Raw genomic sequence first — 25,455 nt, forward strand, 5'->3', positions numbered from 1 at the left:
TCAAAGACATGACTTCCTGCACGAGCTGCCCAGAGAGAGAGGTTCCGGCTGAAAGCTTCTCCTGAAAACGGCATGAAGTTACCCCTTTGTAGCTGTGGCGTTGAACCCGCTTTTGCATCACGGAGCGGCAGTAAGCGGCACCGCCTGATCCCCGTTAACGGATTCCAATGAGAACCTGCAATTTCAACTTTGGCCTGCGGCCGAGGCTGGTTGACGGCAGGTTGAATTAGGGTGGAACCACGAGATGAACGCACTCGTCCCTTGAGGATGAGATGCGTTTTTTTGCGTTCATAAATGGAGTTTTGAAGTCACCAAACGTAAACCAATTCAAAGGAATGGAGGTCAGAACAATGGAGATTCAAGTAACGCTGCCAGACGGTTCGATAAGGAGGTATCCGCAAGGCACCACGGTGGAACAAATCGCCGGATCGATCAGCATCGGGCTAAAGAAAAACGCGATCGCAGGCAAAATCGACGGCAAGCCCGTCGACCTGAGCCATGCGCTCGAAGCGGACGGACGGGTGGAAATCGTCACCCTGGACAGTCGGGACGGGCTTGAGATCTACCGTCACAGCACGGCGCATCTGATGGCGCAGGCGATCAAACGGCTGTATGGCGAAAAGGCGGTCAAACTCGGCATCGGTCCGGTCATCGAAGACGGATTCTACTACGACATCGATATCGAGAAGCCTTTAACGCCGGATGACCTGGCCGCGATCGAAAAGGAAATGGAGAACATTGCCCGGGAAAATCTGCCGATCGTCCGCCGGGAGGTTAGCCGCGAGGAAGCCGTCGGAATCTTTGAAAAACTCGAAGATCCGCTGAAGCTGGAGCTGATCCGCGATCTGCCGGAAGATGCGGTCATTTCGATTTACGACCAAGGAGAATTTTTCGACTTATGCCGCGGGCCTCATCTGCCATCCACGGGCCGAATCAAGGCATTCAAGCTGCTGAACGTATCGGGCGCCTACTGGCGCGGAAATTCCGACAACAAGATGCTGCAGCGCATATACGGAACGGCATTTCCGAAGCAATCACAGCTGGAAGAGCATCTTCATTTTCTTGAGGAGGCCAAAAAACGCGATCACCGCAAGCTGGGCAAGCAGCTGGAGCTGTTCATGTTTTCGGAGGAAGCGCCGGGCATGCCGTTTTTCCTGCCGAAAGGGATGACGATCCGCACGGAGCTTGAAAACTTCGCAAGGGAAATGCAGGGGAAAAGGGGCTACGACGAAGTCCGGACGCCGCTTATGATGAACCAGCGGGTGTGGGAACAATCGGGACACTGGGATCATTACAAAGACAACATGTACTTCACGAACGTCGACGACACGAAATATGCGCTGAAGCCGATGAACTGCCCGGGACATATGCTGATTTTCAAAAACAAGCTCCGTTCCTACCGCGATCTGCCGCTGCGCATTTCGGAGTTCGGCCAGGTGCACCGGCATGAATTCTCGGGAGCGCTCAACGGCATGCTGCGGGTACGGACGTTTTGCCAGGACGACGCGCATCTGTTCGTGCTCCCGAGCCAGATCGAAGAAGAAATCGGCAGCATCATCGAACTGATCGACAACATGTATCAAGTGTTCGGCTTTGAATACAAAATCGAGCTGTCGACGCGTCCGGAAGACTCGATGGGTTCGGATGAGCTCTGGGAAGAAGCGGAGCGGGCGCTGCAAAACGTGTTGGACCGCCGCGGCATCGATTACCGCATCAATGAGGGGGACGGCGCGTTTTACGGGCCGAAAATCGATTTTCACATTTTGGACGCGCTCAAGCGGAGCTGGCAGTGCGGCACGATTCAGCTGGATTTCCAAATGCCCCGAAAATACGATCTCGCTTACATCGGCGAAGACGGCGAGAAACATTGCCCGGTCGTCATTCACCGTGCGGTGTACGGCTCGATCGACCGGTTCATGGGCATGCTGACGGAGCATTATGCCGGAGCCTTCCCGTTGTGGTTGTCCCCCGTTCACGCGAAGCTGCTGCCCGTGTCGGAGAACTACGCCGATTACGCTTTTGCGGTCAAAAAATCGCTTGAAGAGGCCGGTATTCGGGTCGAAATCGATATCCGGAACGAAAAGTTGGGGTACAAAATCCGGGAAGCCGAAATGATGAAGGTCCCTTACATGCTCGTTCTCGGCGAAAACGAAAAAAATTCCGGCGGTGTGTCCGTGCGGAAAAGGGAAGCAGGCGACCTGGGAGCAAAAAGCATCCCGGAGATCATCTCTATTATTAATGAAGAAATCGCTGCAAAAAAATAAGGATTTCACCGCTCCTTCACGTCATGTGGGGGAGCGTTTTTTTGGTTGTGCCGGGAAAAAGGGGAGTCACCCTTTCCGGGCAAACGGCATAGGGTGGAGTAACGTTTGGTTATAAACGCCTCGAAATACCCTGCATGGAACGTACAAGCTATTGGAGCATCGATCGTAAAGGGGGGATGAATGAGTATGGATGAAAATGAAGAGTTCGGCGTCATTCCGATTACCCGGCAGCAGACCGAAAAGCTCATCGGTCTCTTGCTGCGCCTGCTTCAAACGGTCCCTCCTGCGCTGCTCAGGCAAAATCCGGTATCGGTTGCGGCTTTGAAGGACGTGCTAAAGCTTCTTCAAATCTTTGTTACGGATTCCGATTTTCCCGTCAGAGACAAAGCCCGCCTGCAATCGACGCTTGAACTGGCGATTACGATGTGTGAGGCGGTGCCGGTCTCAGGAGCAGGGATTCTGATTAACCTCCAGGAGAATCTGGATGACCTTTTATCCACGATCCTGCTGCTTCATGTCTCGCGGAATATCAAAGATACGTTGGTCGATCTGATCAGGAAAATCCAGCGTTCGATATCCGACGTTCTGTCCTCGGTCGCGCTTGGGGGCACCGGAACGCCAGGGGGAATCGGCGTATCTGGTCCGCCCGGGCCACCGGGTCCTCCTGGCCCACCCGGGCCGGCAGGCGATCCCGGCCAAGTTGGTGCGACCGGCCCGCCGGGGCCGACAGGAGCGGGGTTCAACGGGATTCTGCCGTTTGATCCTGAACAGAGCCGGTTTTATCCGCAGGGACAAATCGTTACTTTTCATGGAAGTACGTATATCGCTAACGTGGCATCGCCGGCAGGCATACCGGGAAGTTCGCCCGATTATACGCTTCTGGCTGCAGCGGGAGCGACGGGTGAAGCAGGAGCCGCGGGACCTACGGGAGCGGCCGGCGTTGTCGGCCCGACAGGCGCTATGGGAGAGCCGGGAGTTACAGGAGCGACGGGTCCCACCGGTGCGACAGGAGCGACGGGAGCGACAGGCGACACAGGTGCAACGGGTACGACGGGAGCAACAGGAGCGACAGGCGACACAGGTGCGACAGGAGCTACAGGGGCAACGGGCGCAACGGGAGCGACAGGTGCAACAGGTGCAACAGGTGCAACCGGTGCGACGGGCGCAACCGGGCCAACAGGTGCTACAGGAGCGACAGGCGCAACAGGAGCCACAGGCGCCACGGGCGAGACAGGCGCAACCGGGCCAACAGGTGCTACAGGAGCGACGGGCGCCACGGGCGAGACAGGCGCAACCGGGCCAACAGGTGCCACCGGAGCGACAGGCGCAACAGGAGCCACGGGAGCGACGGGTGCGACGGGCGAGACAGGTGCCACCGGAGCGACAGGTGATAAAGGAGCAACCGGGCCAACAGGTGCTACAGGAGCGACGGGTGCAACGGGCGAGACAGGCGCAACCGGGCCAACCGGAGCAACGGGAGCAACCGGAGCGACAGGTGCAACGGGAGCAACGGGAGCGACGGGAGCTACAGGAGCTACAGGAGCGACGGGCGACACAGGTGCAACCGGGCCAACAGGTGCTACAGGAGCGACGGGTGCAACGGGCGAGACAGGCGCAACAGGGGCAACGGGCGCAACGGGAGCTACAGGAGCGACAGGCGACACAGGTGCCACTGGTGCGACAGGTGATACAGGAGCAACCGGGCCAACGGGTGCAACAGGAGCGACGGGTGCAACGGGCGAGACAGGCGCAACCGGGCCAACAGGTGCCACCGGAGTGACAGGCGACACAGGTGCAACAGGAGCAACAGGAGCGACGGGTGCAACGGGCGAGACAGGCGCAACCGGGCCAACAGGTGATACAGGAGCGACAGGCGCAACAGGAGCCACGGGAGCGACGGGTGCGACGGGCGAGACAGGTGCAACAGGAGCCACAGGAGCGACAGGCGACACAGGAGCAACGGGAGCGACAGGGGCGACGGGAGCTACAGGAGCAACAGGCGCCACGGGCGAGACAGGCGCAACCGGGCCAACAGGTGCTACAGGAGCCACAGGAGCAACGGGAGCGACAGGTTCTACAGGAGCAACCGGGCCAACAGGCGCTACAGGCGCTACGGGAGCAACGGGTGCGACGGGAGCCACAGGAGCCACAGGCACCACGGGTGCGACAGGGACCAGCGTGACCGAAAATCACGCATTTGCGGCCAATACGTCCGGCACCGTCATCGCTGTAGTTTTAGGCGGAACAAACGTATCGTTCCCAAACGCGCAGGATTTCGGACCAGGCATCACGATAAATGCGGCCAATAATACATTTACCGTCGCCAATGCAGGAAACTATTATATTTCATATTCGGTCAACTTGAACGTTTCTTTGCTGGTCAGTTCCCGCATACTAATCAACGGAAGCGCCGCACCGGCCTCAACGATATCGCCCGCAGTCGGCACGACTTCCTTCCAAACAAACGTGATTACGCCTGTTCCTGCAGGGGCAACCATAAGCATTCAGCTGTTCGGTGTGCTTGCAACCGCAACGCTTACGACCACCACGCCGACCAATGTTACGATCATACGATTAAGTTGACCCTCCCTGAGGGAATCAGGCAAAAAGAAAAAAATCCTTATTGCCAAAAGCAATAGGGATTTTTTGCGCTTTTTCGTAAAACAATAAGCTAAAATCCCAAACTTGGAGGAATGGACAAGATGAAAAAAATCTTTGGGTTCATGGCTGCTGCATTTTTGCTGCTCGTCCCGTCGGGCACCGTCTTGGGGGCTGAAGCGCCAGATTGCCAAGTATTCGACAAAGTTTTTAACACGGAATTGAAGCATGAAAACGGCTTGTGCAAATTGGGGATTCACCGCAAAAGTATCAAGGTTTCAAACTTGGGAGTGCCGTTATCTCCGGAAGAAATCGAACTTTCATTCGGCGCGAATTTTGAAAAGGTAGGCGATAAAACGGCGGTGATCGGGGAGTTTGCGCTTCTCGGCAACGAGGTGAATCCCGTCATCGATGCGCTTCGCAAAGGGAACATCAACATATCCGCCCTACATAACCACCTCATCGGCGAAGAGCCGCGTATCCTGTTTCTGCACTTCCAAGCGCTGGGGGATGCCGAATCGCTGGCCAGGACGGTGAAAGAAGCGATTAACGCGGCTGCCGGACACTAAAAAAGGAAGGAGCCTAAAATCGCCGATGGCACAACAAGAGCTTAACAACCAAAATCTGGAACCAATGCGGCCGAAAACGTTGGGTGAATATCTTTTGGACTGTTTGAAACAGGAGGGACTGACCGACATTTTCGGCGTGCCCGGAGACTATAATTTCTCTCTGCTGGATGCGATCGAACGGTACGCCGGACTGCTATTCATTAACGGACGAAATGAGCTGAACTCCGGATACGCGGCGGATGCTTATGCGAGAATCAGAGGATTGTCCGCGCTCGTCACCACGTTTGGCGTCGGCGAAATGAGCGCCTGCAACGCCGTTGCCGGCGCCTGCAGCGAGCATGTGCCCGTGATCCATATCGTCGGCTCGCCGCCGGATGCGGCACAGAAGCAGCACAAGCTGATGCATCATACGTTAATGGACGGCAATTATGACGTATTCCGCAAGATGTATGAACAAATCACGGCCTATACGGCCGTACTGACGCCCGAAAATGCCATGCTGGAAATCCCGAATGCCATCCGGATCGCCAAGGAAAAAAAGCAACCGGTGTATCTCGTCGTTGCCGACGATTTGGTCGCCAAGCCGGTGGTTATGCGCCAAGAAGCCAGCCCGGCGTCAACCAATTCGAGTCCCGAAGCGCTGCAGACCGCCGTCGAACACATCACCAGGATGTTGATGCAGGCGCAAAACGCAATCCTTTTAGTGGACGTCAAAACGATGAGGTTCCATTGGGAGCCATACGTACGCAAACTTGCGGAATCGCTGAATTTGCCGGTAGTTTCCACGTTGTACGGCAAAAGCGCGTTCGACGAATCGCATCCGCTTTTTATGGGCATGTATGGAGGAGCCTTCGGCCGTCAGGACGTCCGCAGCCTTGTGGAAAGCGCGGATTGCGTCATCGCAGCCGGCTTTGTGGAGGCGGACGGCAATACCGCGAATTTTACGGCCAAACTGGACCCGCTCCGGCTTATAGACATTCAACCCTCGAAGGTTAAAGCGGGTCTGGCGGAATATCCCAACGTGAAGGCGGAGGATCTGTTGCTCGCTTTGCAAAACATCGGGTGGAAACAGCCGGGAACGCCAACCAAAGGGCCCGGACCGTACGACGCCGTTACAGGCAATCCGGATGATTCGCTTCAGGCGGCTTCCTACTATCCCCGGTTTCAACGGATGCTCAAAGAAGGGGATATCGTGATTGCGGAAACGGGAACATTTTATTACGGCATGAGTCAGGTTTCGCTCCCGGTCAACACGCTGTTTATCGGCCAGGGAGCATGGCAATCGATCGGTTACGCCACGCCTGCAGCCTATGGAGCATGCATTGCGGCCCCTTCGCGCAGGGTCCTGCTTTTCACGGGCGACGGCTCCTTGCAGCTCACGGCCCAGGAAATCAGTTCCATGCTGTATTACGGCTGCAAGCCGATCATTTTCGTGCTGAACAATGACGGATATACCATCGAAAAATATTTGAACGCAAAGACCGAAAACCAAACCTATAACAACATCCCGAACTGGTCCTATACGAAGCTTGCGGAAGCCTTCGGCGGGGAAGCTTATGCCGTAACGGTTCGGACCAATCAAGAGCTGGATGACGCGATCTCCCGCGCGGAAAAGGAATGCGCCGGCAAAATGTGCATCATCGAGCTGATGGCGGGCGACCCGATGGATGCTCCGGACTACATGCGCAAGATGCGCGACTATTTGGAGCAGCAGGAAAAACTGAAAAAATAATTCACTTATATAGAATGAATTAAAGTTTTTACTTGTCATTCCTTGATCCACAGGGACTATCCGTTTCAAAGATGTGACTTACTTTAATTCAAATCTATATATAGAATGAATAAAAGTAATGAAGGTTATAGGGCCGCATCGGGTTCTTTGAACAGGAAGGTTCAATGCAAACTTTAGTTCAATCTATATGGATCAAAACTGTACACCCGTTTCGTTTCTTGCTATAGTAAACGAAAACGGGTGTTCGCATTTTGCGGAACCTTTGAACGACGGGGGAGAAAAATTTGGCTGAAGCGTTAAAAGCGATGTACGATCGGGAGTTTTTAGGGGATTTCGCCGGGAAGGTCAGATCCGCATATCCGGCCTTTCAGGCCGAGGACTTTGTTGCAACAATCATGGACGATGCTTGGGAGGGACTGGAGCTAAAGGCGAGAATCCGCCGAATCGCGACCGTTTTGGGCGAATTTTTGCCTTCGTCTTATCCGGCTGCGTTGGAGGTGTTGTTTTCGATCGATGAGGATTGTACCGGGTTTCCGTACCTGTTTTTTCCCGACTATGTCGAAGTGTACGGGCAGGATCCGCAACATTGGGATCTTTCGATGGGGGCGTTGGAGCGGTTCACGCAGCGTTCCTCGTCCGAATTTGCGGTCAGACCGTTCATTTTGCGCGATCCGCAGCGGATGATGAACCAAATGCTGATATGGTCGCAACATCCGAACGAACATGTCAGACGTTTGGCGAGCGAAGGCTGCAGACCCCGTCTGCCGTGGGGACAAGCGCTTGCGCCATTCAAAAAGGATCCTTCCCCCGTGCTGCCGGTGTTGGAGCGGCTGAAGGAAGATCCGTCGCTTTATGTCCGCAAGAGCGTGGCCAACAATTTGAACGATATCGCCAAAGACCATCCTGACATCGTGATTCGGCTGGCCAAAGCGTGGCTCGGGAACCATCCGGATACCGATTGGATTGTCAGGCATGCCTGCCGGACGTTGATCCGGAAAGCGGAGCCGGACATCATGAGGCTGTTTGGCTATTCCGGCAGCAGCGAGGGAAACGCGCTTGTGCAGTCGGCTGTGCTTGCGGTCGAGCCCAAGAAAATATCCATTGGGGACCACAGCATGATTCATTATGAGCTTTCCATTCGGGAAGGAACCGACGCGCGCTTAAGGATCGAATATGGCATTTATTTCGTGAAAGCCAACGGACAAACCTCACGCAAGTTGTTCCTCCTGTCGGACAAAACCGTCCCCGGCGGCTCGAAGCTGACAGGGCGGCGCAAGCACGGCTGGTCCGATTTGACGACAAGGCGCCATTATCCGGGGGAGCATCGCATCGTGCTGGTCGTCAATGGCGAGGAGGTCGCGGAAGACACTCTATGGCTCAAGGCCTGACTAGGATTGAAACGAAAGGGCCAAAGCATTTAGATGACTTCCAATGCAAAAACATAAAAAGCGTCCCCAAGGGAAACATGCTCCCGTTTTTCATCCATCCACCAGACCCCGTATGAAAAATAGTAGGTTCCTTTTTGAGTCGGAGCTCGGAAGGTATTTTCTTTCACGGCAATCTCCGTGTTCTTGCCTTCCGAAATTTGCTCCAGGTGGATTTTGTTCGGAAGGGGTTCGTAATCCATCACAAATTTGATTTCGGCGCCGGGTCTTACCTTGACCGGCTTTTTGTTTTTTAGGAGTTCGGCCGGACCGACCGCGTCTATGCACGTGCTAGTGTTTTTGGAGGACCAGCAGTAGGTGCCGAGTTTGGTCTCGTGGAGTTGCTCCCCGATTTGTATCGAGGCTTTGGGGGGCTGGCCCCCGGTCAATTCGCGAACGGTCGTCTTGCCTCCGTTGTTGGCCTGGATCGAACATCCCAATAGGGAGAGCAATATGAAGAGCGTAATGGGCATTTTGATCATGTGCACCCCTCCTTTAAGAAACAGACGGTGCAAACATTATGGTTGTTGCGATTGAAAACAATTCCCTTGACAATTTGGAAAAAAATACGAGATAATGTACGCGCGTACATTAAAGTTTTTCAGCTTGATTCACTATCAACAACTTGTTTGTGGAATGCAGGGGGTGATGCCGTATCGTCACACGAAAAGCGGTTGCGGACATGGCGGGCGTATCGGAAGCAACGGTTTCCCGCGTGTTCAACCGGGTGGGTCCGATCAAGGAAGAAACGAGGCTGAAAGTGCTGAAGGCGGCCGAGACGTTGGGATATTACCCCAATGCCATCGCCCAAAGCTTTGCCCGCAGAAAAAGCGGCAATCTCGGCGTCGTGCTTCCTTATGTGCCGAAGGTACATATTTTTTCAACGTATTATTTTTCGGAGATTTTGAGCGGGATCGGGGAACAGGTTCGCGAGCTTGGTTACGATATGCTGCTGATTTTTCGCAAACCCGGCGATGACAACGGTTACACGGAGCTGTTTCGATCGCAAAAGATCGACGCGTGCATCCTTTTGGGAACGACGGATACGCCGGAGGAGCGGAAAGCGCTAAGGGCGCTGAAGGAGGCGAACCATCCGTTTTGTTTGGTAAACCAGCATTTTGCCGGCGAAGAGTTTCTTGAAGTGGATGCGGATCATGAACAAGGCGCCTATGAAGCGGTGAAGCATCTGCTTGACGAGGGTTACCGCCGCATCGCGTTCCTGAACGGTCCGCCCGGATATTCGAACAGCGCCGACCGTCTTAAGGGATACGTACGCGCGATGACGGAAGCCGGCATTTTCAATCCCGGGTATGATCCGGATAAAGCGATCCCCGCCAAATGGCTTGAAACGGGCAATTACAGCCGGACGAGCGGATATGAGGCCGCCTTTCGTTTCGCCCGCCATCTCGATAGCATCGATGCCGTTTTTGCCGCGAATGACCGGATGGGCATCGGGCTTATTCAAGGCTTTCGGGAACTGGGCGTTATACCCGGCAAAGACATCGCCATCGTCGGTTATGACGATTCGGATGGCGCCCGGATCACAGATCCGCCGTTGACGAGCGTGGCCGTCCCTTTTTACCGGATGGGGGCGCTTGCCGCCAAGCTTTTGCTTACGGAAAATGCGGACGAGGCTGTGTCGGAATTCGGGGAAGGGGTAAATCATATCAGCGGTCATTTATATCAAATGGCAACCCGGCTTGTCGTTCGATCATCGAGCGCAAGGAGCCAAGCATAGGTATGAATAGGGTGCATATGAAAAGGAGGCGTATTCAATGCAGCAGATTCGAGTAGGAATGGTAGGCTACAAATTTATGGGGAAGGCGCATAGCCATGCATACCGCGACATTCCGATGTTTTTCCCGGACGTCGTTCATCCCGTCATGCAGGCGATTTGCGGCCGCGACGCGGAAGGGGTATCCCAAGCCGCAAAACAGTTCGGTTGGAAGGAATACGTCACGGACTGGAAAGAGCTGATCGGACGGGATGACATCGACCTCATCGATATCAATGCTCCAAGCGATATGCACAAAGAAATCGCCCTCGAAGCGGCAAAAGCAGGAAAACATTTGCTCTGCGAGAAACCGCTAGCGCTGACCCTCGAGGATTCCCGGGAGATGCTGGCGGCAGCCGAAGCGGCAGGGGTCAAACATATGGTCGGATTCAACTATCGATTTGCCCCCGCCGTGCAGCTTGCCCGCAAACTGATCCAGGAAGGGCGTCTGGGACAAATTTATCATTTCCGCGGCTGGTTTTTGCAGGACTGGATCATCGATCCGGAATTTCCGCTCGTATGGCGCCTCCAGAAAGATATCGCCGGTTCCGGTTCCCATGGGGATTTGGGGGCGCATATCATCGACATGGCCCACTTCCTTGTGGGCGACATCGAGGAAGTCATCGGGATGAGCGAGACGTTTATCAAAGAACGGCCGCTGCCGGGCTCCATGAGCGGTTTAAGCGCCAAGGGCAACCAATCGGACGAAAAAGGCCCGGTCACCGTGGACGATGCGACCTTGTTCCTGGCGAAATTCGCCAACGGCGCATTGGGAAGCTTTGAAGCGACCCGGTTTGCCGCCGGCCACCGCTGCACGAATTCCTTCGAGATCAACGGAAGCAAAGGCAGCTTGAAATTCGATTTCGAACGGATGAACGAACTGCAGGTTTATTTCACGGAGGATGCCGAAGACGTGCAGGGCTTCCGCCGCGTTCTGGCGACCGATCCCGCGCACGCTTATGCCGAAGCCTGGTGGCCGCCGGGACATACCATCGGGTTCGAACATACGTTCATCCATGAAACGGTCGAGCTGCTTCAGGCGATCCGCGAAGACCGGCAGCCCGTTCCGAATTTTGCGGACGGCGTGAAATGCCAGCAGGTGCTTGAAGCCGTCGATTTGTCGATCGCGGAGAGAAGATGGGTGCGCACCGAGGAGCTTTAAAATATAAGCTTAAGCCTAAGGAGATGTTGACATGAAAAAAGCGCTAATCGTTTGGGGAGGCTGGTTAGGCCATCAACCCGAGGAAGTATCGGCCTTATTCCGCGGCATTTTGGAAGGGGAAGGATATGAAGTCGAAGTTTCCGATACGCTGGCGGCTTTCGACGATGGCGAAAAATTGAAAACGCTTGACCTGATCATCCCCGTATGGACGATGGGCGAAATCAGCCAGGAACGGGTTAACCGCGTGTCCGAAGCCGTTCAGAACGGAGTCGGTCTCGCAGGCTGCCACGGCGGCATGTGCGACGCCTTCCGCAACAACGTCGACTGGCAGTTTATGACCGGCGGCAACTGGGTGGCCCATCCCGGAAACGACGGGACCCCTCACCGTATCCACATTGCCAATACGTCGAGTCCGATCGTGGAGGGGATCGAAGATTTTGACGTGTCCACCGAGCAGTATTACCTCCATGTCGACCCGGCGGTCGAAGTGCTGGCAACGACCCGGTTCCCGGTTGCCGACGGGCCTCACGTGTATAACAAATCCGTTGATATGCCTGTCGCATGGACCAAACGGTGGGGGCTCGGACGGGTGTTCTATTGCTCGCTCGGGCATCAGGCGAACGTGCTCGAGCTCCCGCCGGTGAAGGAAATCATGCGCAGAGGCATGCTGTGGGCGGCGGAAGGCAAAGCGAAGGCGGCGGGTCAGCGTGCGGGAAGCGGGTATACCGGCATGATGGACAGCCAGGTATAAATTTTTATAGGAATGGAGAGCGTTCATCATCATGAAGAAAATGAATGTCGGCATTATCGGATGCGGAAATATCAGCTCCATCTATTTTGAGAATTTAAAAACGTTCCCGGCGGTTGAAGTCACCGCCTGCGCGGATTTGGATCTTGGCCGGGCCAAGGAAAAAGCCGAGCGGTTCGGAATCGCCAAGGGCTGCACGGTTGCCGAATTGCTTGCGGATCCGGAGATCGAGCTGGTCGTCAACCTTACGATTCCGGCTGCCCACGGTCAGGTATGCCTGGATATTTTGGAAGCCGGGAAGCATGTGTACGTCGAAAAACCGCTGGCCGTTACCCGCGAAGAAGGGCAAGCCATTTTGGCTAAAGCCGAAGAAAAAGGGCTTCTCGTCGGCAGCGCCCCGGACACGTTCCTTGGCGGAGGCATTCAAACCTGCATCAAGCTTATTGCGGATGGCTGGATCGGCACGCCCGTGGCCGCAACGGCGTTTATGATGGGGAGAGGGCATGAACATTGGCATCCGGATCCCGAGTTTTATTACGCCAAAGGCGGGGGGCCGATGTTCGATATGGGACCGTATTACCTGACGGCCTTGGTCGCCATGTTGGGTCCGATCAAACGCATAGCCGGCATGGCAAAGATCTCCTATCCTGAGCGGACAATCACCAGCGCCAAAAAATTCGGGCAAACGATCCCGGTGGAGACGGCGACCCATGTCGCGGGCGTACTCGATTTCCACGGCGGGGCGATCGGTACGATGATTACGTCCTTTGACGTGTTTGGCGGGAGCCGGCTGCCTTGCATCGAAATTTACGGAAGCCAGGGAACGCTTGTCGTTCCGGATCCGAATACGTTCGGCGGGCCGGTCACGCTCAAGCGCCATGACAGCCAGGAGTGGAAGGAAATCCCGCTGTCCCACGGCTATACCGGGAATTCGCGGGGGATCGGCGTGCTTGATATGGTTTATGCGCTGAAAAGCGGCAGAAAAAACCGGGTGAGCGGCGATTTGGGCTTCCATGTTCTTGAAGCGATGCACGCCTTCCACGACTCTTCCGAGCAGGACCGATATTACATCATGAAAAGTAGCTGCGAACGTCCCGAACCGATTCCGCAACATCTTCCCTACGGCGTGATGGATTAATCCATCGCGCTTTTTTTTCCGCGCGGGCGGGCCACCAGGCCAGGCATCGTAATCTATGGCAAAAAACACAAGAATATCGTAGAAACCTAGAATACACTATTACCTGCAAGGTCAATGACAGACGATTCTTGAAAATGACTGCCCGAGGTGAAATCGATGCCTGTTAAAAAGAAGAAACAGAGACGGCGCTCGTCCAAATGGACGGGAAAACCGGTGCTTGTCGTGTTGAAGGACGGCAGCAGCTATATCGGCACGGTGAAGAAACAAGACCGCAGCGGCCTCGTCCTTAGCGGAGTATGGGCCGATCCGCAGCGAACGGCGGCGATTTTGGAGAACAGGAACAAGGCCCATGTATCCGGCATATTAAGTCTTCTGTTCGGCGGGGGATCCAGCCGGTCCGCGCCATCCGCCAGTCTGAACAGATCGGAAGAAACGGATGGAAGCGGAACGGGAATGTTCGGCTTCATCGGCAAAATCATTCCCACCATCCAAATCGGCATGAATGTCATGCGTTCGATTATGCCTCTGGTAGGATTGCTGAAATAATGACCTATTCGCATAACCCCTGAGGCTCCCGGAAGGGAGCTTTCTTTTTTGGTTCGTTTTATGAACGTCCGATGCGTCAACATCCGCTGCCCTCCTTCCAATTTGTATTTTTTAACATTGAATACCGAATATACGTTCGCATATAATAAGAACAAAAGTTCTTGTTTGGGGGGATATTCATGCCGCAAAAATACGTCGGTCAATGTCTGGAAATCGTGTATATCGACCGAGCCGGAAACATCACGCAGCGCAAAATCGAGGTGAAGGGCATTCGCGGCCCGCTCGTTCGCGCGACCTGCCTGCAAACGGGGGAACCGCGAACCTTTCGGGTGGAGAACATTTTGGCATGGAAGCCGGCCGGAGGGGATCGCCGCAGTGCTTGCTGACATCGAACGGAAAATACTCCGGATTTTTTACAACTATTCCAGCGGGCGGCGGAGAATGCCTTCCATGCGGGAACTCATCATCAAAACGGGGAGAAGCCGGCAGGACATCGCTCGTGCGCTTGCTTCCTTGGAAAATCAAGGGTTTATTGTTTGGGAAGACAAACAGCGCACCCAATCGGTTCTGATTCTTAAAGGCTGGGAAGATGGCCTTCCAGCGCGCCAAAAAAACGCAACGAGCAGCTTGGATTACTGGACGCAATATTAGTTGGCGGAAACGGGCCGCCGGTACGGCGAAAGACCGCTCATGGTTCCCCGTGCCCGGTTTTTTTGTGCTGCCGGGAAAATGGAAGCATTCGGCGCATCAAGGGCGAGAAATAGGTTATACTGCAAAAAATATCCAAACAGGAGGATGATCTTTATGAGTATGGAATCCGAAGTTGCCGCTCAAATATACCGGCTGCAGGAATTGCATAACCGTTTTGCCGCGGGGGAGTACGAGGAGATGCCATAACGTACATAAATGGCGCCAAGGTCGTCAGGGCCCTCTCTCTGGAAACGTGGAGGCAAGAAGCGGACGGAGTTTGGAGAATGATACGTTGGCATGAAGAAAAGGGCCAATGAATTTTTTTGATCCAAATCGCCTATTTTTTATTGAAAGCCTTTTCATCGGTGTTTAAATGTGGTATCTTGGAGATAACCTAATTGTGTCTAAATTGTGAATGGATGCGGCGTCATTGCGTATGATAAAGCATCACCGTTACCGAGGGGGAATGTTCCATGACCACGTTGATTCTTGCATTGTTCACCGCAGCGATGATTGGAGTCGTTATGTTTGGGAAAAAACATGAAATATTGATCGCGAGCATCATAAACGCCGTTTTGCTTGCCGGGCTTGTCACCGCATTCAGCCTGAATCCGGGACCGGACGGACTGTTTTATATGGCGCTGGTGTTCTATTTCGTGATTCCGATGTACGGCGTGATCGCGTTGTTCGGTGCCATGAAGAAAAGCCGCGTCAAGAAGGAAAATTCCTTGGTTTGATCGAATAATAACATCGAATGGCCATTCATATAACTCTCTGAAACCGACTCCGTATGGAGTTGGTTTTATTTATGGAGGGCATAGAAGACAGAGAAACGGGAGAGATCAGCAACATGATTCAAACCACGAAAGAACTCATTCATCGACTCGAAGCCGACCCGAGAACCGACTCCGCCATCATTACGGCCTATTGCCGCATCATATCCATATATGGAGACGATGAGGATGCAAGGGCATTATTCCGGGTATTTGCGGAAGATCCGTCGGATTACAGGCGCGTGCTGCTCCTTGATCCGGTGATGAGATGCGGCGGCCTGGAGCTCGCCGAAGACATCGCCCGGGTTAGCTTCGACCAGGGATCGCTGCGCGAAGACATGCCGAGCGATATTTTGCATGTGCTCGGGTACATGGGCTATGAAAAATATATGGATTACATGGCCGCTTGCGTTTGCGAAGACGATTGGGACCTCTCGAAGGATGCCTGCCTTGGATTGCTGCATCTTCCTTGTCAAGCGTACCGGGAACGGTTTGAGAGCGAATGGAATAAGGTGGCCGGACAGCCGCTTTTTCCTGAATTTTTGCCGGCATTAAGTTACACGTTTGCGGATGAACGCATCGTGCCCAAACTTATGTCTTGGGGGAAAACGGCCTCAACGGATTGCAACGCGGGGCTGCTGCTTGGCATATCCATGTTTGGACCTTCGCAAAAAGAGCGGGTGCGGCAAATTTTGATGGATCCTTTCTGGGAATTGAACAGCACGGGGACGGGAAGCCATTGGTGGGCTTACATGTGCATGCCAATGACCGGGTTGACGTTCGCCGAGATCATCGCGGACCTGAAGAATCGAACGCCCGTCGGCGGGGGAACCGGGGACCATAGGCCCGATGAAATATGGATCGGTCACGGATATCATGTGTTGCATGATTTAATCGAGGTAAAGCTGGCAGGCGATCCGCATCCGATCAAATACGCGCCGCAAAATACGGAAAAAATGATCGATCTGTACCGGGACTTGTTCCAGTGGAGCAGCAGTCATGAAGACGACTCGGTGCCGGGAAGAATCAGCGCTTATTTGGGATACGACCATCCGCTGATCGATCAATATGCGGGCCTGAGAATGAAGATGGAAATGGCTTTGCAGAAAGAGCTCGAAATGGACTTGATGCGCAAGTAGAGTTTCGCAAAAGGGAAACATTTTAAAAAAAACAAAAGCAAGGTAGAAGGAGAGATTCGTATTAGAACGTTGGCGATCAGCGATATTCACGGATGTTTGGACGAGTTCAACCTGCTGCTGACGAAAGTGAACTACGACCCGTCCAACGATAAACTCGTGCTCCTCGGCGATTACGTAGACCGGGGGCCAAGCAGCAGGGGAGTCGTGGAACAGGTGCAAGCTTTTAAGGAAATATGGAACGTCACCGTACTTCGCGGCAACCACGACCAGATGATGTACGATGCCATCGTGAAGGATACCGAAACGTTTAATGCCAGATGGATCCGCAACGGTGCCCGTCAAACGCTCGAAAGCTACTGCGGCGCCGATTTTTTTGGCGGGGACATGACCCGGGAACGTTACGACGAAGCAAAAGCGCACATCAAAAAACATTATCAGCAGCACTTGGAATTTCTCGGCAGCCTGGAGCTTTATCATGAAACGAACGAGCATATTTTTGTGCACGCCGGCATCAATCCGGAGCATGACGACTGGAGGAACCAGCCGCAGGACGATTTTATTTGGATCCGGGAGCCTTTTTTTGAGCGTCGGACGGGGCTGAGGCAGCAGGTTGTATTCGGTCATACCCCGGTCGTATATCTTCATGAGTCGGCCGACATCTGGTTTAGCCCCGCAGGGGATAAAATCGGGATCGACGGCGGCTGCGCATTTGGAAAACAGCTGAATTGCCTGGAAATCGACGAACAAGGAACATACAAGACGCATTCGGTCCGAAGGGGAGAAGACTCCATGATGGATGGGAATGCTACCGCCTGACCCGCTTTTCGAGCGGGTTTTCTTTTTGCGCGGAACGGGTAATGCATGGAGGATGATAAAGCATGGGGAATTGGATCAAAATAAATGGTAATTCATCCAGGGTCTTATTCTGCCATGCCAATCGAAATAATCCTTCGGGTTAAAGGGGCGCGCTAATCAATGGAAATACTTTTAATGGTGCTGGTGCTGCTGATTCTTATAGGGATATCGAATGTCGTCAACCACTTTTTGCCCGTCGTTCCGGTACCCATCATTCAGATTGCATTGGGGGTGGCGGCCGCGTTTTTGCCCGGGCTTCACCACATCCCGCTGAATCCGGAGCTGTTCCTGCTGCTGTTCATCGCGCCGCTGCTGTTTAACGACGGCAAAATGACGCCGCGGGACGAGCTGTGGCAGCTCCGATCGAGCATTTTGCTGCTCGCTTTGGGACTCGTATTTGCGACGGTGCTTATCGCAGGACCGTTCATTCATTGGATGATCCCCGCGATTCCGCTGTCCGCCGCTTTTGCGCTTGCGGCCATTCTTTCGCCGACGGACGCGGTGGCGGTCAGTTCCTTGTCGGGCAGGGCGAAGCTCCCCGGCAAAATTATGCGCCTGCTGGAAGGCGAAGCGCTGATGAACGATGCCTCCGGCCTGGTTGCCTTTAATTTTGCGATCGCCGCGACGGTGACCGGGCATTTTTCCTTGCCGAAGGCCATCGGGAGCTTTCTCGTCATCGCCATTGGCGGGGTCATCGCGGGCGTCGTATTGGGTTTTCTGATCATCGGGATGCGGATGCAGCTGCGCCGCATGGGGATGGAGGATGTAACGCTGCATATGCTGATTATCATCCTGACGCCGTTCGTCATTTATTGGGTCGCCGAGGAAATGCATGTTTCCGGGATTTTGGCCGTCGTCGCCGCCGGAGTGACGCATGCCATCGAACGGGATCGGATGAGAAGCGGATCCGCCCGGCTGCGGGTCGTGTCCGACAGCACCTGGTCGGTCATTCTTTTTTGCCTGAACGGTCTGGTGTTCATTTTATTGGGGCTTGAAATTCCGGGAGTCATCCTCGAGATATGGAAAGACCCTGCCTACAATAACGGACAAGTGATCGGGTATATCCTTCTGATCACCGCCGTGTTGATTTTGCTTCGTTTCGTTTGGGTGTGGGCGGCCAACCGGCATTTTAAATCGGCGCTGCTTACGGCTTTATCCGGCGTCCGGGGGGCCTTAACCCTTTCCGCGGCTTTCTCGATTCCGTTGACGCTGGCCGATAATAGCCCGTTTCCGGAGCGCAGCCTGATATTGTTTATTTGCTCGGGCGTCATCCTGTTAACGCTCGTCATTGCCAGCGTGCTGCTGCCGATCCTGACGAGGGAAACCCAGGCCGATCCCGAAGAGCTGGCCGAGACGGAACGATCTGCGCGGATTCGCGTGCTTGAAGCGGGATTATGCGCGGTGCGCGAAGAGATGAACGACGATAACCGGCGGGAAGGGATCGAACTGATCACGGCCTACAACCGCAGGCTTCAAATGGCGAGGTTCCACAATAAGGACGAGTCCGGAAAAGCATGGAAGCAGGCGCTCGACATCCGAATCGGTGCCCTGCAAGCGGAACGAAAAACCGCTGAACGGTGGCTGCAGGAAGGGCGGATTTCCCCTAAGCTAGCAGACCGGTTCCAATCGTCGCTTAGCCGGATCGAAATGCTGCTCACGACCAGTAGAAAGTTCAAAAAACTGCTTGTTCTCGGATGGGGCGGACTGCAGCGGGCGATGCGCAGGGCAAGACATAAAGAGGCGGCATTCGATCCTTCGCATCCGAAATGGAAACTCTATAAAGCGCTCAAACTGGAAGCCGTCCGTGCGGCCATCGCGGAGGTCAAATCGATGGAAACCGACCAGAACCGCGAAATGATACGAAGCATTCTCGCCGATTACCGGGGGATGGAGCTTCAGCTGCTTGACGACAACGTCCCGGCCGAAACGGGAAGGGAGACCGATGCCAGACGCAGGGAGCTTGAACTGAAGGCGATTCAGGCCGAACGCAACGAAATTCAGAACATGTTCGAACAAGGCAAAATCAGCCGGACCATCGCCAACAATCTGCGGATGGACGTGAATTACCACGAAGGGCATCTCTATGAGGCGGAGTCGGTGCATGATGAAGACGCCGGGGATTAGTGGAAACGGATGAAGAGAAGAGTAAATGAAACGTGATTCCTGACAGAGAGCCCCGTCTGCTGAAAAGGGGCAGGAAAAACTTCATTGAACCAAGCCTCTGAGCGGCGCTTCGGAAGCGAATATTCGCGGATGATGCGACATGAGCTCCTGTTACAGAGCTAGGGTATACGCAGCTTAAACGCGGTTGCCGTACCCGAAGAGGCGGATATAGCGATATATTCCGCGAACCGGGGTGGCACCGCGAACGCAAATCTCGTCCCCAAGACCCATCGTCTTGGAGGCGGGATTTTTTTGTTTTTTATGAAGCATGGACAAAATTCGAATGATGAGAGAGGTTTATCGAACGTGATGAATCGAAACAAGGATGTTGAAGCGCCTGTCGACTTTTTGACGAAGGAGGTATGGGAAGACGTCAGGGACAACGCCTATTCAAGGCCTGTTGCGACGCGATTTCCCCCGGAGCCGAACGGTTATTTGCATATCGGAAGCGCTTATGCGATTTATATCAACCACTCCGTGGCCCAGCCCGGAAGTTTAACGGAACGTTCAACCTGCGCCTGGATGACACGAATCCCGTTAAACGGCAAGGACAGCCCGTTCCGGAACCGTTCGATTGAAGAAAATTTTATCCCGGATTGATGACCGGATCGCCGCTTTTTTCTGTTATACTCAAAATGAGATTTTTACAGAAGGGACGGGCGTGATCGCTTCATGGGAGACACAAATATCACCATCGGTCTGCTGGCGCATGTCGATGCGGGAAAAACGACGTTTGCGGAGCAGCTTTTATACCATACCAACAGCATTCGCAGCAGGGGAAGGGTGGACCATAAGGATGCCTTCCTGGACAGCCATGAACTGGAGCGGGCGCGCGGCATTACCATTTTTGCGGACCAGGCCGTCATGACGTACGGGGATTCGGCTTACGATTTGATCGATACGCCGGGGCACGTCGATTTCTCCGCGGAAATGGAGCGGGCCGTCCAGGCGATGGATTATGCGGTCATCATCGTGAGCGCGGTCGAAGGCGTCGAAGGGCATACCGAGACGGTATGGCAGCTTCTTCAGGCGTATGGGGTGCCGGTGCTGTTTTTTATCAATAAAATGGACCGCGAAGGGGCGGATGCCGCGGCCGTGCTGGAGGAGATCCGCCATCATCTGACTCCGGACGCCGTGATCCTTCAGGGTTCTTTAGCGGAAGGCATCTCCGAAGAGGTGCTGGAATTCGCCGCGGAACGGGATGAGGAGCTGCTGCGGATGTATTTGGATGGCCTAGCGGATGAAGAGTCCGCGATTCGAAGCTTGCGTACTTTGGTAAAAACACGCTGCCTGTTCCCGGTCATGTGCGGTTCGGCATTGCAGGATAGGGGAGTCAAAGAATTTCTTGCGAACCTGGGCACGCTTGCGGAGGTCAACCGGGATTCGTCGGGCGAACTTTCAGCTCGCGCGGTCAAAATCCGCCATGATGCGCAGGGCGTGAGGCTGACCCATTTGAAACTATTGCAAGGCCGGCTGCGCGTCAGGGACGAAATCGAATACGAAAGCTGCGGCGGCGAACGGTTGCGGGAAAAAATCACATCGATCCGTATTTATAACGGCGAAAAATATGCCGCGGTTGATGAAGCCCGCGCTGGTCAGCTCGTGGCTGTGACGGGACTTGCCTCCCTGCCGGCCGGGGCGGGAATCGGCCATATCGGCGAACGAAAGCCTTACGAGCTTGTTGCGGCGCTGAAATCGAAGGTGTTGTTCGATCCTGCCGTATCGATCCGGGAAGTGTTGCGCTGTTTTCAACTATTGGATGCCGAGGACCCGTCGCTGACGGTAAACTGGGACGAATCGCTGCAGGAGCTGCACATTCACGTCATGGGCGTGATCCAGCTCGAAGTGCTGAAGCAGGTCGTGTATGACCGTTTCAACCTGGCCGTCTCGTTCGGAAAGCCGGAAATTCTGTACAAGGAAACGGTAGCGGACGCCGTGATCGGGTCGGGCCATTTCGAGCCGTTAGGCCATTATGCGGAGGTCCATCTAAAGATCGAACCGGGGCCACCGGGCAGCGGCGTCAAGTTCGTTAACGACTGCCATCCCGACGATCTCGGAGTCGGATACCAGCATCTGATCGGCCAGCATGTGACGGAGAAGGAACATCGCGGCCTGCTCACGGGCTCTCCCTTGACGGATGTCGTCGTGACGCTGCTGACGGGCCGTTCCCATAACAAACATACGTCAGGAGGCGACTTTCGGGAGGCGACGCTCCGGGCGCTGAGGCAAGGGCTGGAAAAAGCGCAAAATGTGCTGCTGGAGCCGGTCTACGACTTCAAGCTGAAAGTCGGCGTCGATCACATCGGCCGGGTGATGTCCGATATCCAGCAGGCGCGCGGCGTCTTTGACGCTCCGGATATCGAGGGAGACACGGCGGTGATCACCGGGCAGGCCCCCGTCGCCACCATGATGGATTATCCGGCGGAGGTTGCCGCTTTCACGAAAGGAAAAGGCGCGCTCACGCTCCGGCTGGCGGGTTACCGGCCTTGCGGCAACGCGGAGGAAGTGATTGCGGCCAAAAGCTATGATAAAAACGCCGATCCCGAATACACGTCCACGTCGATTTTTTGCGCCAAAGGGAAAGGATTCAGCGTCCCCTGGGATGAGGCGGATCGGTACATGCATCAAGAGACGGCAAAGAGGACCGGCGTCTAAAAGTTTGAGATATGAAGAATAATGGGCAGTAGGCAGCGGTCAGGCCATGCGCGCTGTATGTTTATCAGGCGGTCGTGAAGGGATAGAGATTTCCTTCCAGGCAAAACGACGTGGTTCCATTCGCCGCGACCAGCAAAATCAAGGCATCGCACCGTTCCGACAAGCCGACGGCGGAGGCCTCGTTCAAGTCAAACAGCCGATCCCAAAATATTTGCTGCGTGACGGGAAGCACATTTCCTGCGGAAAGGACCGTATCGGCTTTGATGAGAACCGCGCCCTGCTGCAATTTGCTTCCCGGATAAAAAATCGATTCCAGCAAGGGACTTGAAATTTGGGCGTTAATAGGGGTTCCTCCCTGGATATGGGGGGTTACCGGGTCGCTTTTTTCCAGAACGATCAACGCCTGCTGCCTTTTCAAGCTCAGTTTGTGGACGGCGCGTGACAATTCCTTGCTGGATTCCGTATATTCCGTGAGCAGGCAGTTCAGAAAATACGTGGATACCAGCATTTCCAAATCGGCAAATTCCTTGGATATTTCCTCCAAGTCGTTCAGGATTTGAATGTCGTTTTGATCGAACGTGGAAATCCCGTGCCGCAGAATTTCCGCGACCCGGTTGAGCTGCTTTGCCATTTCCGCTTGCAGCAGAGCGGGGTTGTCCCGGCAGTTTTTGTTATTCATAACGTCATGTCACGCTCCCAGTGATGCTTTTGACCGTTACGGGCTGATGGTTTGAAAAGGGTAAAGGGCTCCGTTAAACGAAAACGACTCTTTCCCAGTCTCCTCGGATACGACGAAAACCAAGGCATCCGTTCGTTCCGACAAGCCGATGGCGGCGCGATGCCGGGTTCCGAGCTTTTTGCCTTTGTAAATCTTTTTCGTAAGGGGAAGGATGTTGGCTGCCGAGACGATCTTATCGCTGCGGATCAGCACGGCCCCGTCGTGCAGCGGACTTCCGACATGGAAGATGGAATCCAGGAGCTCGCCGGATATTTCGGCGAACAAGGGCGTGCCCCGGGTGATCCATTCGTCGACCGGATCTTCCCGTTCGATGACGATCAGCGCACCTCTGCGGATGTCGCTAAGCTGACCTAACGTTTGAAGGATGACGTCGCATTTCGTGGTATAAGGAAAGAGCAACCGATTCAAGTGGTAGGCGGATGCCATTTTGCTTGTAGCCGAAAACCGTTTGGAGAGCTGCCTGACTTCCTTAAGAATGCCGATTTTCTGCTGATCCAAAGACGAAATCAATGCGTCGACGCCGTCCGCGATATGGTTGAGCCGTTGTTTGATTTCCTCCGGCTTTGGTGAAAAGCCGCCGAATTCGTTCTCCACGGGATGGGCCTCCTTTGATATGCATTACAATTATCCCCTTTGAAGGGGATAATTATTTGCTCGGCGGCGCGATCAATGGATTGGACGTTGCCGGGGGACGAAAAACAGCCCTCGCCTTATCGAACAAGGCGAGGGCTTTATGGTTCAGACCGCTTTCAAACCGGTAATGCGCGCCGCTTAATCCGCCAACAGCTTCAAGGACTCGCGGTTGAAGGCAGGCAAATCGTCCGGCGTGCGGCTCGTGACGATGTTGCGGCTTACGACCACTTCTTCGTCTTTGTAGTTGGCGCCGGCGTTTTTCAGATCGTTGCGGATGGATCTGTATCCGGTTATGTCAACGCCCTTCAACAAATCGGTATCGATCAGCACCTGCGGTCCGTGGCAGATGGCAAACACCGGTTTACCTGCTTGCACGAAGGCTTTGGCGAATTCGCCAAAACGGTCGTCCGCGCGCAGGATGTCCGGAGAAAATCCGCCGGGGATGAGCAGGGCGTCGAAATCCTCCGGTTTCGCTTCATCAATGCCCAGATCGATGCTGACCTTCTCTCCTTTTTTGCCGGTGACTTGCTGCCCGGCCTTTTTTTCAATGGTTATCACTTCATGGCCGGCCTCTTTGAAAGCCTTGGCCGGATCGGTAAACTCGACGTCTTCGAACATGTCGGTGATGAGGGTTGCGATTTTTTTGCCCATGGTTGTCATCCTCCTTCGTAATCATTCAAATGGGTCATAAGATACTTACCACCAGGAACGCCATGTGAATACGGCAAGCCGCAAAAAAATAAAAACAGTCAAGCCAGAACTATAAAAGATCTGTCGCTTGACTGTTTATTTTTATGAAATGCAGCATTCGTTCATGGCGCTTGCCAATGCTCGGGCCTCATTAAGGAAGGAGGCAGCTTGGTACGGGCATCTCCTTTTGCGGCATTAATCTGGGCTTGAGCGAGAAAGAGGCTTCCCCGGAGGTCGGCGCCCCGAAGATCGGCATCCCGCAAATCCGCTCCGATCAGATCGGCCATTCGTAAGTCTGCCGACCTGAGATCGGCCGCAATGAGGTAAGCGCCCCGCAAGCTTTGGTACCTCAGATCGGCCCCCTTCAGTTTGGCCCCGATGAGGTCGGCCCCGCGGCCGGCAACCTTTTTTTGTTTGAGCGGTCCTTGATGTTTGCGCCGCGCGTCTTCGCGGACAAGCTCGCTTGTGCGAAGAAGAAGGACGTTCACGCTTGCCCGATAGGCGGTCATGTCGATGCTTAGGAGCGATTCGGGATCAAGCTCCGTGAGCCGCCAAGTTTCCTGGAGCGCCTCATCCAGCTCCTCATGAATAGGGGACGCGGGTTCCAAAGAACGTGCTTCCGTCAAATACCACAGCAGCTCATGAAGCTGCCACATGACGGGAAACACGTCGAACATTTGGCGCGCTTTTTTCGGGTCCTGGCGCCAGTCGCGCCCGCCGTACGTTTGTTGGGATACTTTTTGCCCGGCTCCGAAGCAGTCGTACACCGTGCACCCGCGCATGCCAAGGTTTCTAAGCTTCTGGTGGACGCCGCAGCGGAAATCCGCATTCAAATGCCGGCAAGGCGTCCCGGCCGGTTTGTCGAACGCGAAGTCTGCCGATGCGGCATAAGGCAGGGCCACGCAGCACAATCCGAAGCATTGTCCGCAGTCTGCCCGAAGCTCCTCCCGATCCGGATGCCGCGCATCATGTTCTGGTAAGTTAAGCATGCAAAATCTCCTTGGTCGTTTTAGTGTTCCGGTTCCGGCTTGTTTTTTCCGTGTTTACATTGTACATGATTTTTTTGCCGAAGAACAAAGATTCTTTCATTGCCAATTGAAATCATTTCCATTATGATAACATTAGTACGGTCGTTCTATTTATGTTTCCATAGGATAAGATCA

The 25,455-nt window shown here is 54.4% G+C and carries 22 protein-coding genes and 1 pseudogene; 18 read left to right on the plus strand and 5 right to left on the minus strand.

Translation table 11 applies throughout. The features are described from left to right. Positions 1 to 350 precede the first annotated feature (350 nt). From thrS to KI367_RS16670, 5 genes are all read left to right on the plus strand, one after another. Positions 351 to 2,264: a threonine--tRNA ligase gene (thrS, locus tag KI367_RS16650; RefSeq protein ID WP_212951031.1), complete on the plus strand. Its 1,914-nt coding sequence runs from the start codon at positions 351 to 353 to the stop codon at positions 2,262 to 2,264. Between the two features lie 180 nt (positions 2,265 to 2,444). Then, positions 2,445 to 4,847 carry a BclA C-terminal domain-containing protein gene (locus tag KI367_RS16655; protein WP_212951033.1) on the plus strand — a complete coding sequence of 801 codons (2,403 nt, stop codon included), beginning with the start codon at positions 2,445 to 2,447 and terminating at the stop codon, positions 4,845 to 4,847. Between the two features lie 119 nt (positions 4,848 to 4,966). After that, the gene (locus KI367_RS16660; RefSeq protein ID WP_052147106.1) at positions 4,967 to 5,431 is read left to right on the plus strand and encodes a DUF1259 domain-containing protein; all 465 of its coding nucleotides are present in this window, start codon (positions 4,967 to 4,969) and stop codon (positions 5,429 to 5,431) included. A 25-nt stretch (positions 5,432 to 5,456) separates the two neighbouring features. Next, a complete protein-coding gene (locus tag KI367_RS16665; RefSeq protein ID WP_212951035.1) occupies positions 5,457 to 7,163 on the plus strand; it encodes an alpha-keto acid decarboxylase family protein in 1,707 nt (568 codons plus the stop codon). 284 nt (positions 7,164 to 7,447) lie between these two features. Then, on the plus strand, positions 7,448 to 8,551 hold the full coding sequence (locus tag KI367_RS16670; RefSeq protein ID WP_212951037.1) for a DNA alkylation repair protein: 1,104 nt from the start codon (positions 7,448 to 7,450) through the stop codon (positions 8,549 to 8,551). A gap of 29 nt (positions 8,552 to 8,580) precedes the next feature. Here the strand turns inward: KI367_RS16670 and KI367_RS16675 are convergent, their stop codons facing one another. Beyond that, the gene (locus tag KI367_RS16675) at positions 8,581 to 9,069 is read right to left on the minus strand and encodes a hypothetical protein (RefSeq protein ID WP_246537021.1); all 489 of its coding nucleotides are present in this window, start codon (positions 9,067 to 9,069) and stop codon (positions 8,581 to 8,583) included. Between the two features lie 173 nt (positions 9,070 to 9,242). On the opposite strand from KI367_RS16675, the gene KI367_RS16680 reads away from it, so the two are divergent. The 13 genes and pseudogenes from KI367_RS16680 to KI367_RS16740 all read left to right on the plus strand — a co-directional run bounded on the left by KI367_RS16680 (position 9,243) and on the right by KI367_RS16740 (position 22,230). Next, entirely contained in the window at positions 9,243 to 10,325 is a 1,083-nt protein-coding gene (locus KI367_RS16680) for a LacI family DNA-binding transcriptional regulator (protein WP_036712029.1), read from the plus strand. A 37-nt stretch (positions 10,326 to 10,362) separates the two neighbouring features. Continuing rightward, positions 10,363 to 11,523, plus strand: a complete 1,161-nt coding sequence (locus KI367_RS16685; RefSeq protein ID WP_036712030.1) for a Gfo/Idh/MocA family protein — start codon at positions 10,363 to 10,365, stop codon at positions 11,521 to 11,523. A 31-nt stretch (positions 11,524 to 11,554) separates the two neighbouring features. Further along, on the plus strand, positions 11,555 to 12,274 hold the full coding sequence (locus tag KI367_RS16690) for a ThuA domain-containing protein (RefSeq protein ID WP_212951039.1): 720 nt from the start codon (positions 11,555 to 11,557) through the stop codon (positions 12,272 to 12,274). A gap of 31 nt (positions 12,275 to 12,305) precedes the next feature. Continuing rightward, on the plus strand, positions 12,306 to 13,409 hold the full coding sequence (locus KI367_RS16695; protein WP_212951040.1) for a Gfo/Idh/MocA family protein: 1,104 nt from the start codon (positions 12,306 to 12,308) through the stop codon (positions 13,407 to 13,409). Positions 13,410 to 13,565: 156 nt separating this feature from the next. Beyond that, positions 13,566 to 13,955, plus strand: coding sequence for a hypothetical protein (locus tag KI367_RS16700; RefSeq protein ID WP_212951042.1), 390 nt, complete (start codon positions 13,566 to 13,568; stop codon positions 13,953 to 13,955). Between the two features lie 179 nt (positions 13,956 to 14,134). Further along, positions 14,135 to 14,341 carry a hypothetical protein gene (locus KI367_RS16705; RefSeq protein WP_036712033.1) on the plus strand — a complete coding sequence of 69 codons (207 nt, stop codon included), beginning with the start codon at positions 14,135 to 14,137 and terminating at the stop codon, positions 14,339 to 14,341. Beyond that, positions 14,331 to 14,606: a LexA family transcriptional regulator gene (locus tag KI367_RS16710; protein WP_036712035.1), complete on the plus strand. Its 276-nt coding sequence runs from the start codon at positions 14,331 to 14,333 to the stop codon at positions 14,604 to 14,606. The genes KI367_RS16705 and KI367_RS16710 overlap by 11 nt, the downstream gene beginning before the upstream one ends. A gap of 512 nt (positions 14,607 to 15,118) precedes the next feature. Beyond that, positions 15,119 to 15,382, plus strand: coding sequence for a hypothetical protein (locus KI367_RS16715; RefSeq protein WP_036712037.1), 264 nt, complete (start codon positions 15,119 to 15,121; stop codon positions 15,380 to 15,382). 113 nt (positions 15,383 to 15,495) lie between these two features. Continuing rightward, the gene (locus tag KI367_RS16720; protein ID WP_212951044.1) at positions 15,496 to 16,557 is read left to right on the plus strand and encodes a hypothetical protein; all 1,062 of its coding nucleotides are present in this window, start codon (positions 15,496 to 15,498) and stop codon (positions 16,555 to 16,557) included. 69 nt (positions 16,558 to 16,626) lie between these two features. Continuing rightward, entirely contained in the window at positions 16,627 to 17,373 is a 747-nt protein-coding gene (locus KI367_RS16725; RefSeq protein ID WP_306433247.1) for a metallophosphoesterase family protein, read from the plus strand. A 159-nt stretch (positions 17,374 to 17,532) separates the two neighbouring features. After that, positions 17,533 to 19,536: a Na+/H+ antiporter gene (locus tag KI367_RS16730; protein ID WP_036712043.1), complete on the plus strand. Its 2,004-nt coding sequence runs from the start codon at positions 17,533 to 17,535 to the stop codon at positions 19,534 to 19,536. Positions 19,537 to 19,884: 348 nt separating this feature from the next. Further along, positions 19,885 to 20,117 (plus strand): annotated as a pseudogene (locus KI367_RS16735) (glutamate--tRNA ligase family protein); the annotation flags it as partial. 130 nt (positions 20,118 to 20,247) lie between these two features. Then, positions 20,248 to 22,230, plus strand: coding sequence for an elongation factor G (locus tag KI367_RS16740; RefSeq protein WP_212951046.1), 1,983 nt, complete (start codon positions 20,248 to 20,250; stop codon positions 22,228 to 22,230). 64 nt (positions 22,231 to 22,294) lie between these two features. On the opposite strand, the gene KI367_RS16745 is transcribed toward KI367_RS16740, so the two are convergent. The 4 genes from KI367_RS16745 to KI367_RS16760 all read right to left on the minus strand — a co-directional run bounded on the left by KI367_RS16745 (position 22,295) and on the right by KI367_RS16760 (position 25,281). Beyond that, positions 22,295 to 22,909, minus strand: a complete 615-nt coding sequence (locus tag KI367_RS16745) for a diadenylate cyclase (RefSeq protein WP_036712046.1) — start codon at positions 22,907 to 22,909, stop codon at positions 22,295 to 22,297. 36 nt (positions 22,910 to 22,945) lie between these two features. Continuing rightward, a complete protein-coding gene (gene cdaS / locus KI367_RS16750) occupies positions 22,946 to 23,563 on the minus strand; it encodes a sporulation-specific diadenylate cyclase CdaS (protein ID WP_036712049.1) in 618 nt (205 codons plus the stop codon). A 177-nt stretch (positions 23,564 to 23,740) separates the two neighbouring features. Then, positions 23,741 to 24,253, minus strand: coding sequence for a cysteine protease YraA (gene yraA / locus KI367_RS16755; RefSeq protein WP_212951048.1), 513 nt, complete (start codon positions 24,251 to 24,253; stop codon positions 23,741 to 23,743). A 161-nt stretch (positions 24,254 to 24,414) separates the two neighbouring features. After that, positions 24,415 to 25,281, minus strand: a complete 867-nt coding sequence (locus KI367_RS16760) for a pentapeptide repeat-containing protein (RefSeq protein WP_036712052.1) — start codon at positions 25,279 to 25,281, stop codon at positions 24,415 to 24,417. Positions 25,282 to 25,455 lie beyond the last annotated feature (174 nt).

Origin of the sequence: Paenibacillus cookii, assembly GCF_018333375.1 — a bacterium.
GTDB classification, from domain to species: Bacteria; Bacillota; Bacilli; order Paenibacillales; family Paenibacillaceae; genus Paenibacillus_AQ; species Paenibacillus_AQ cookii.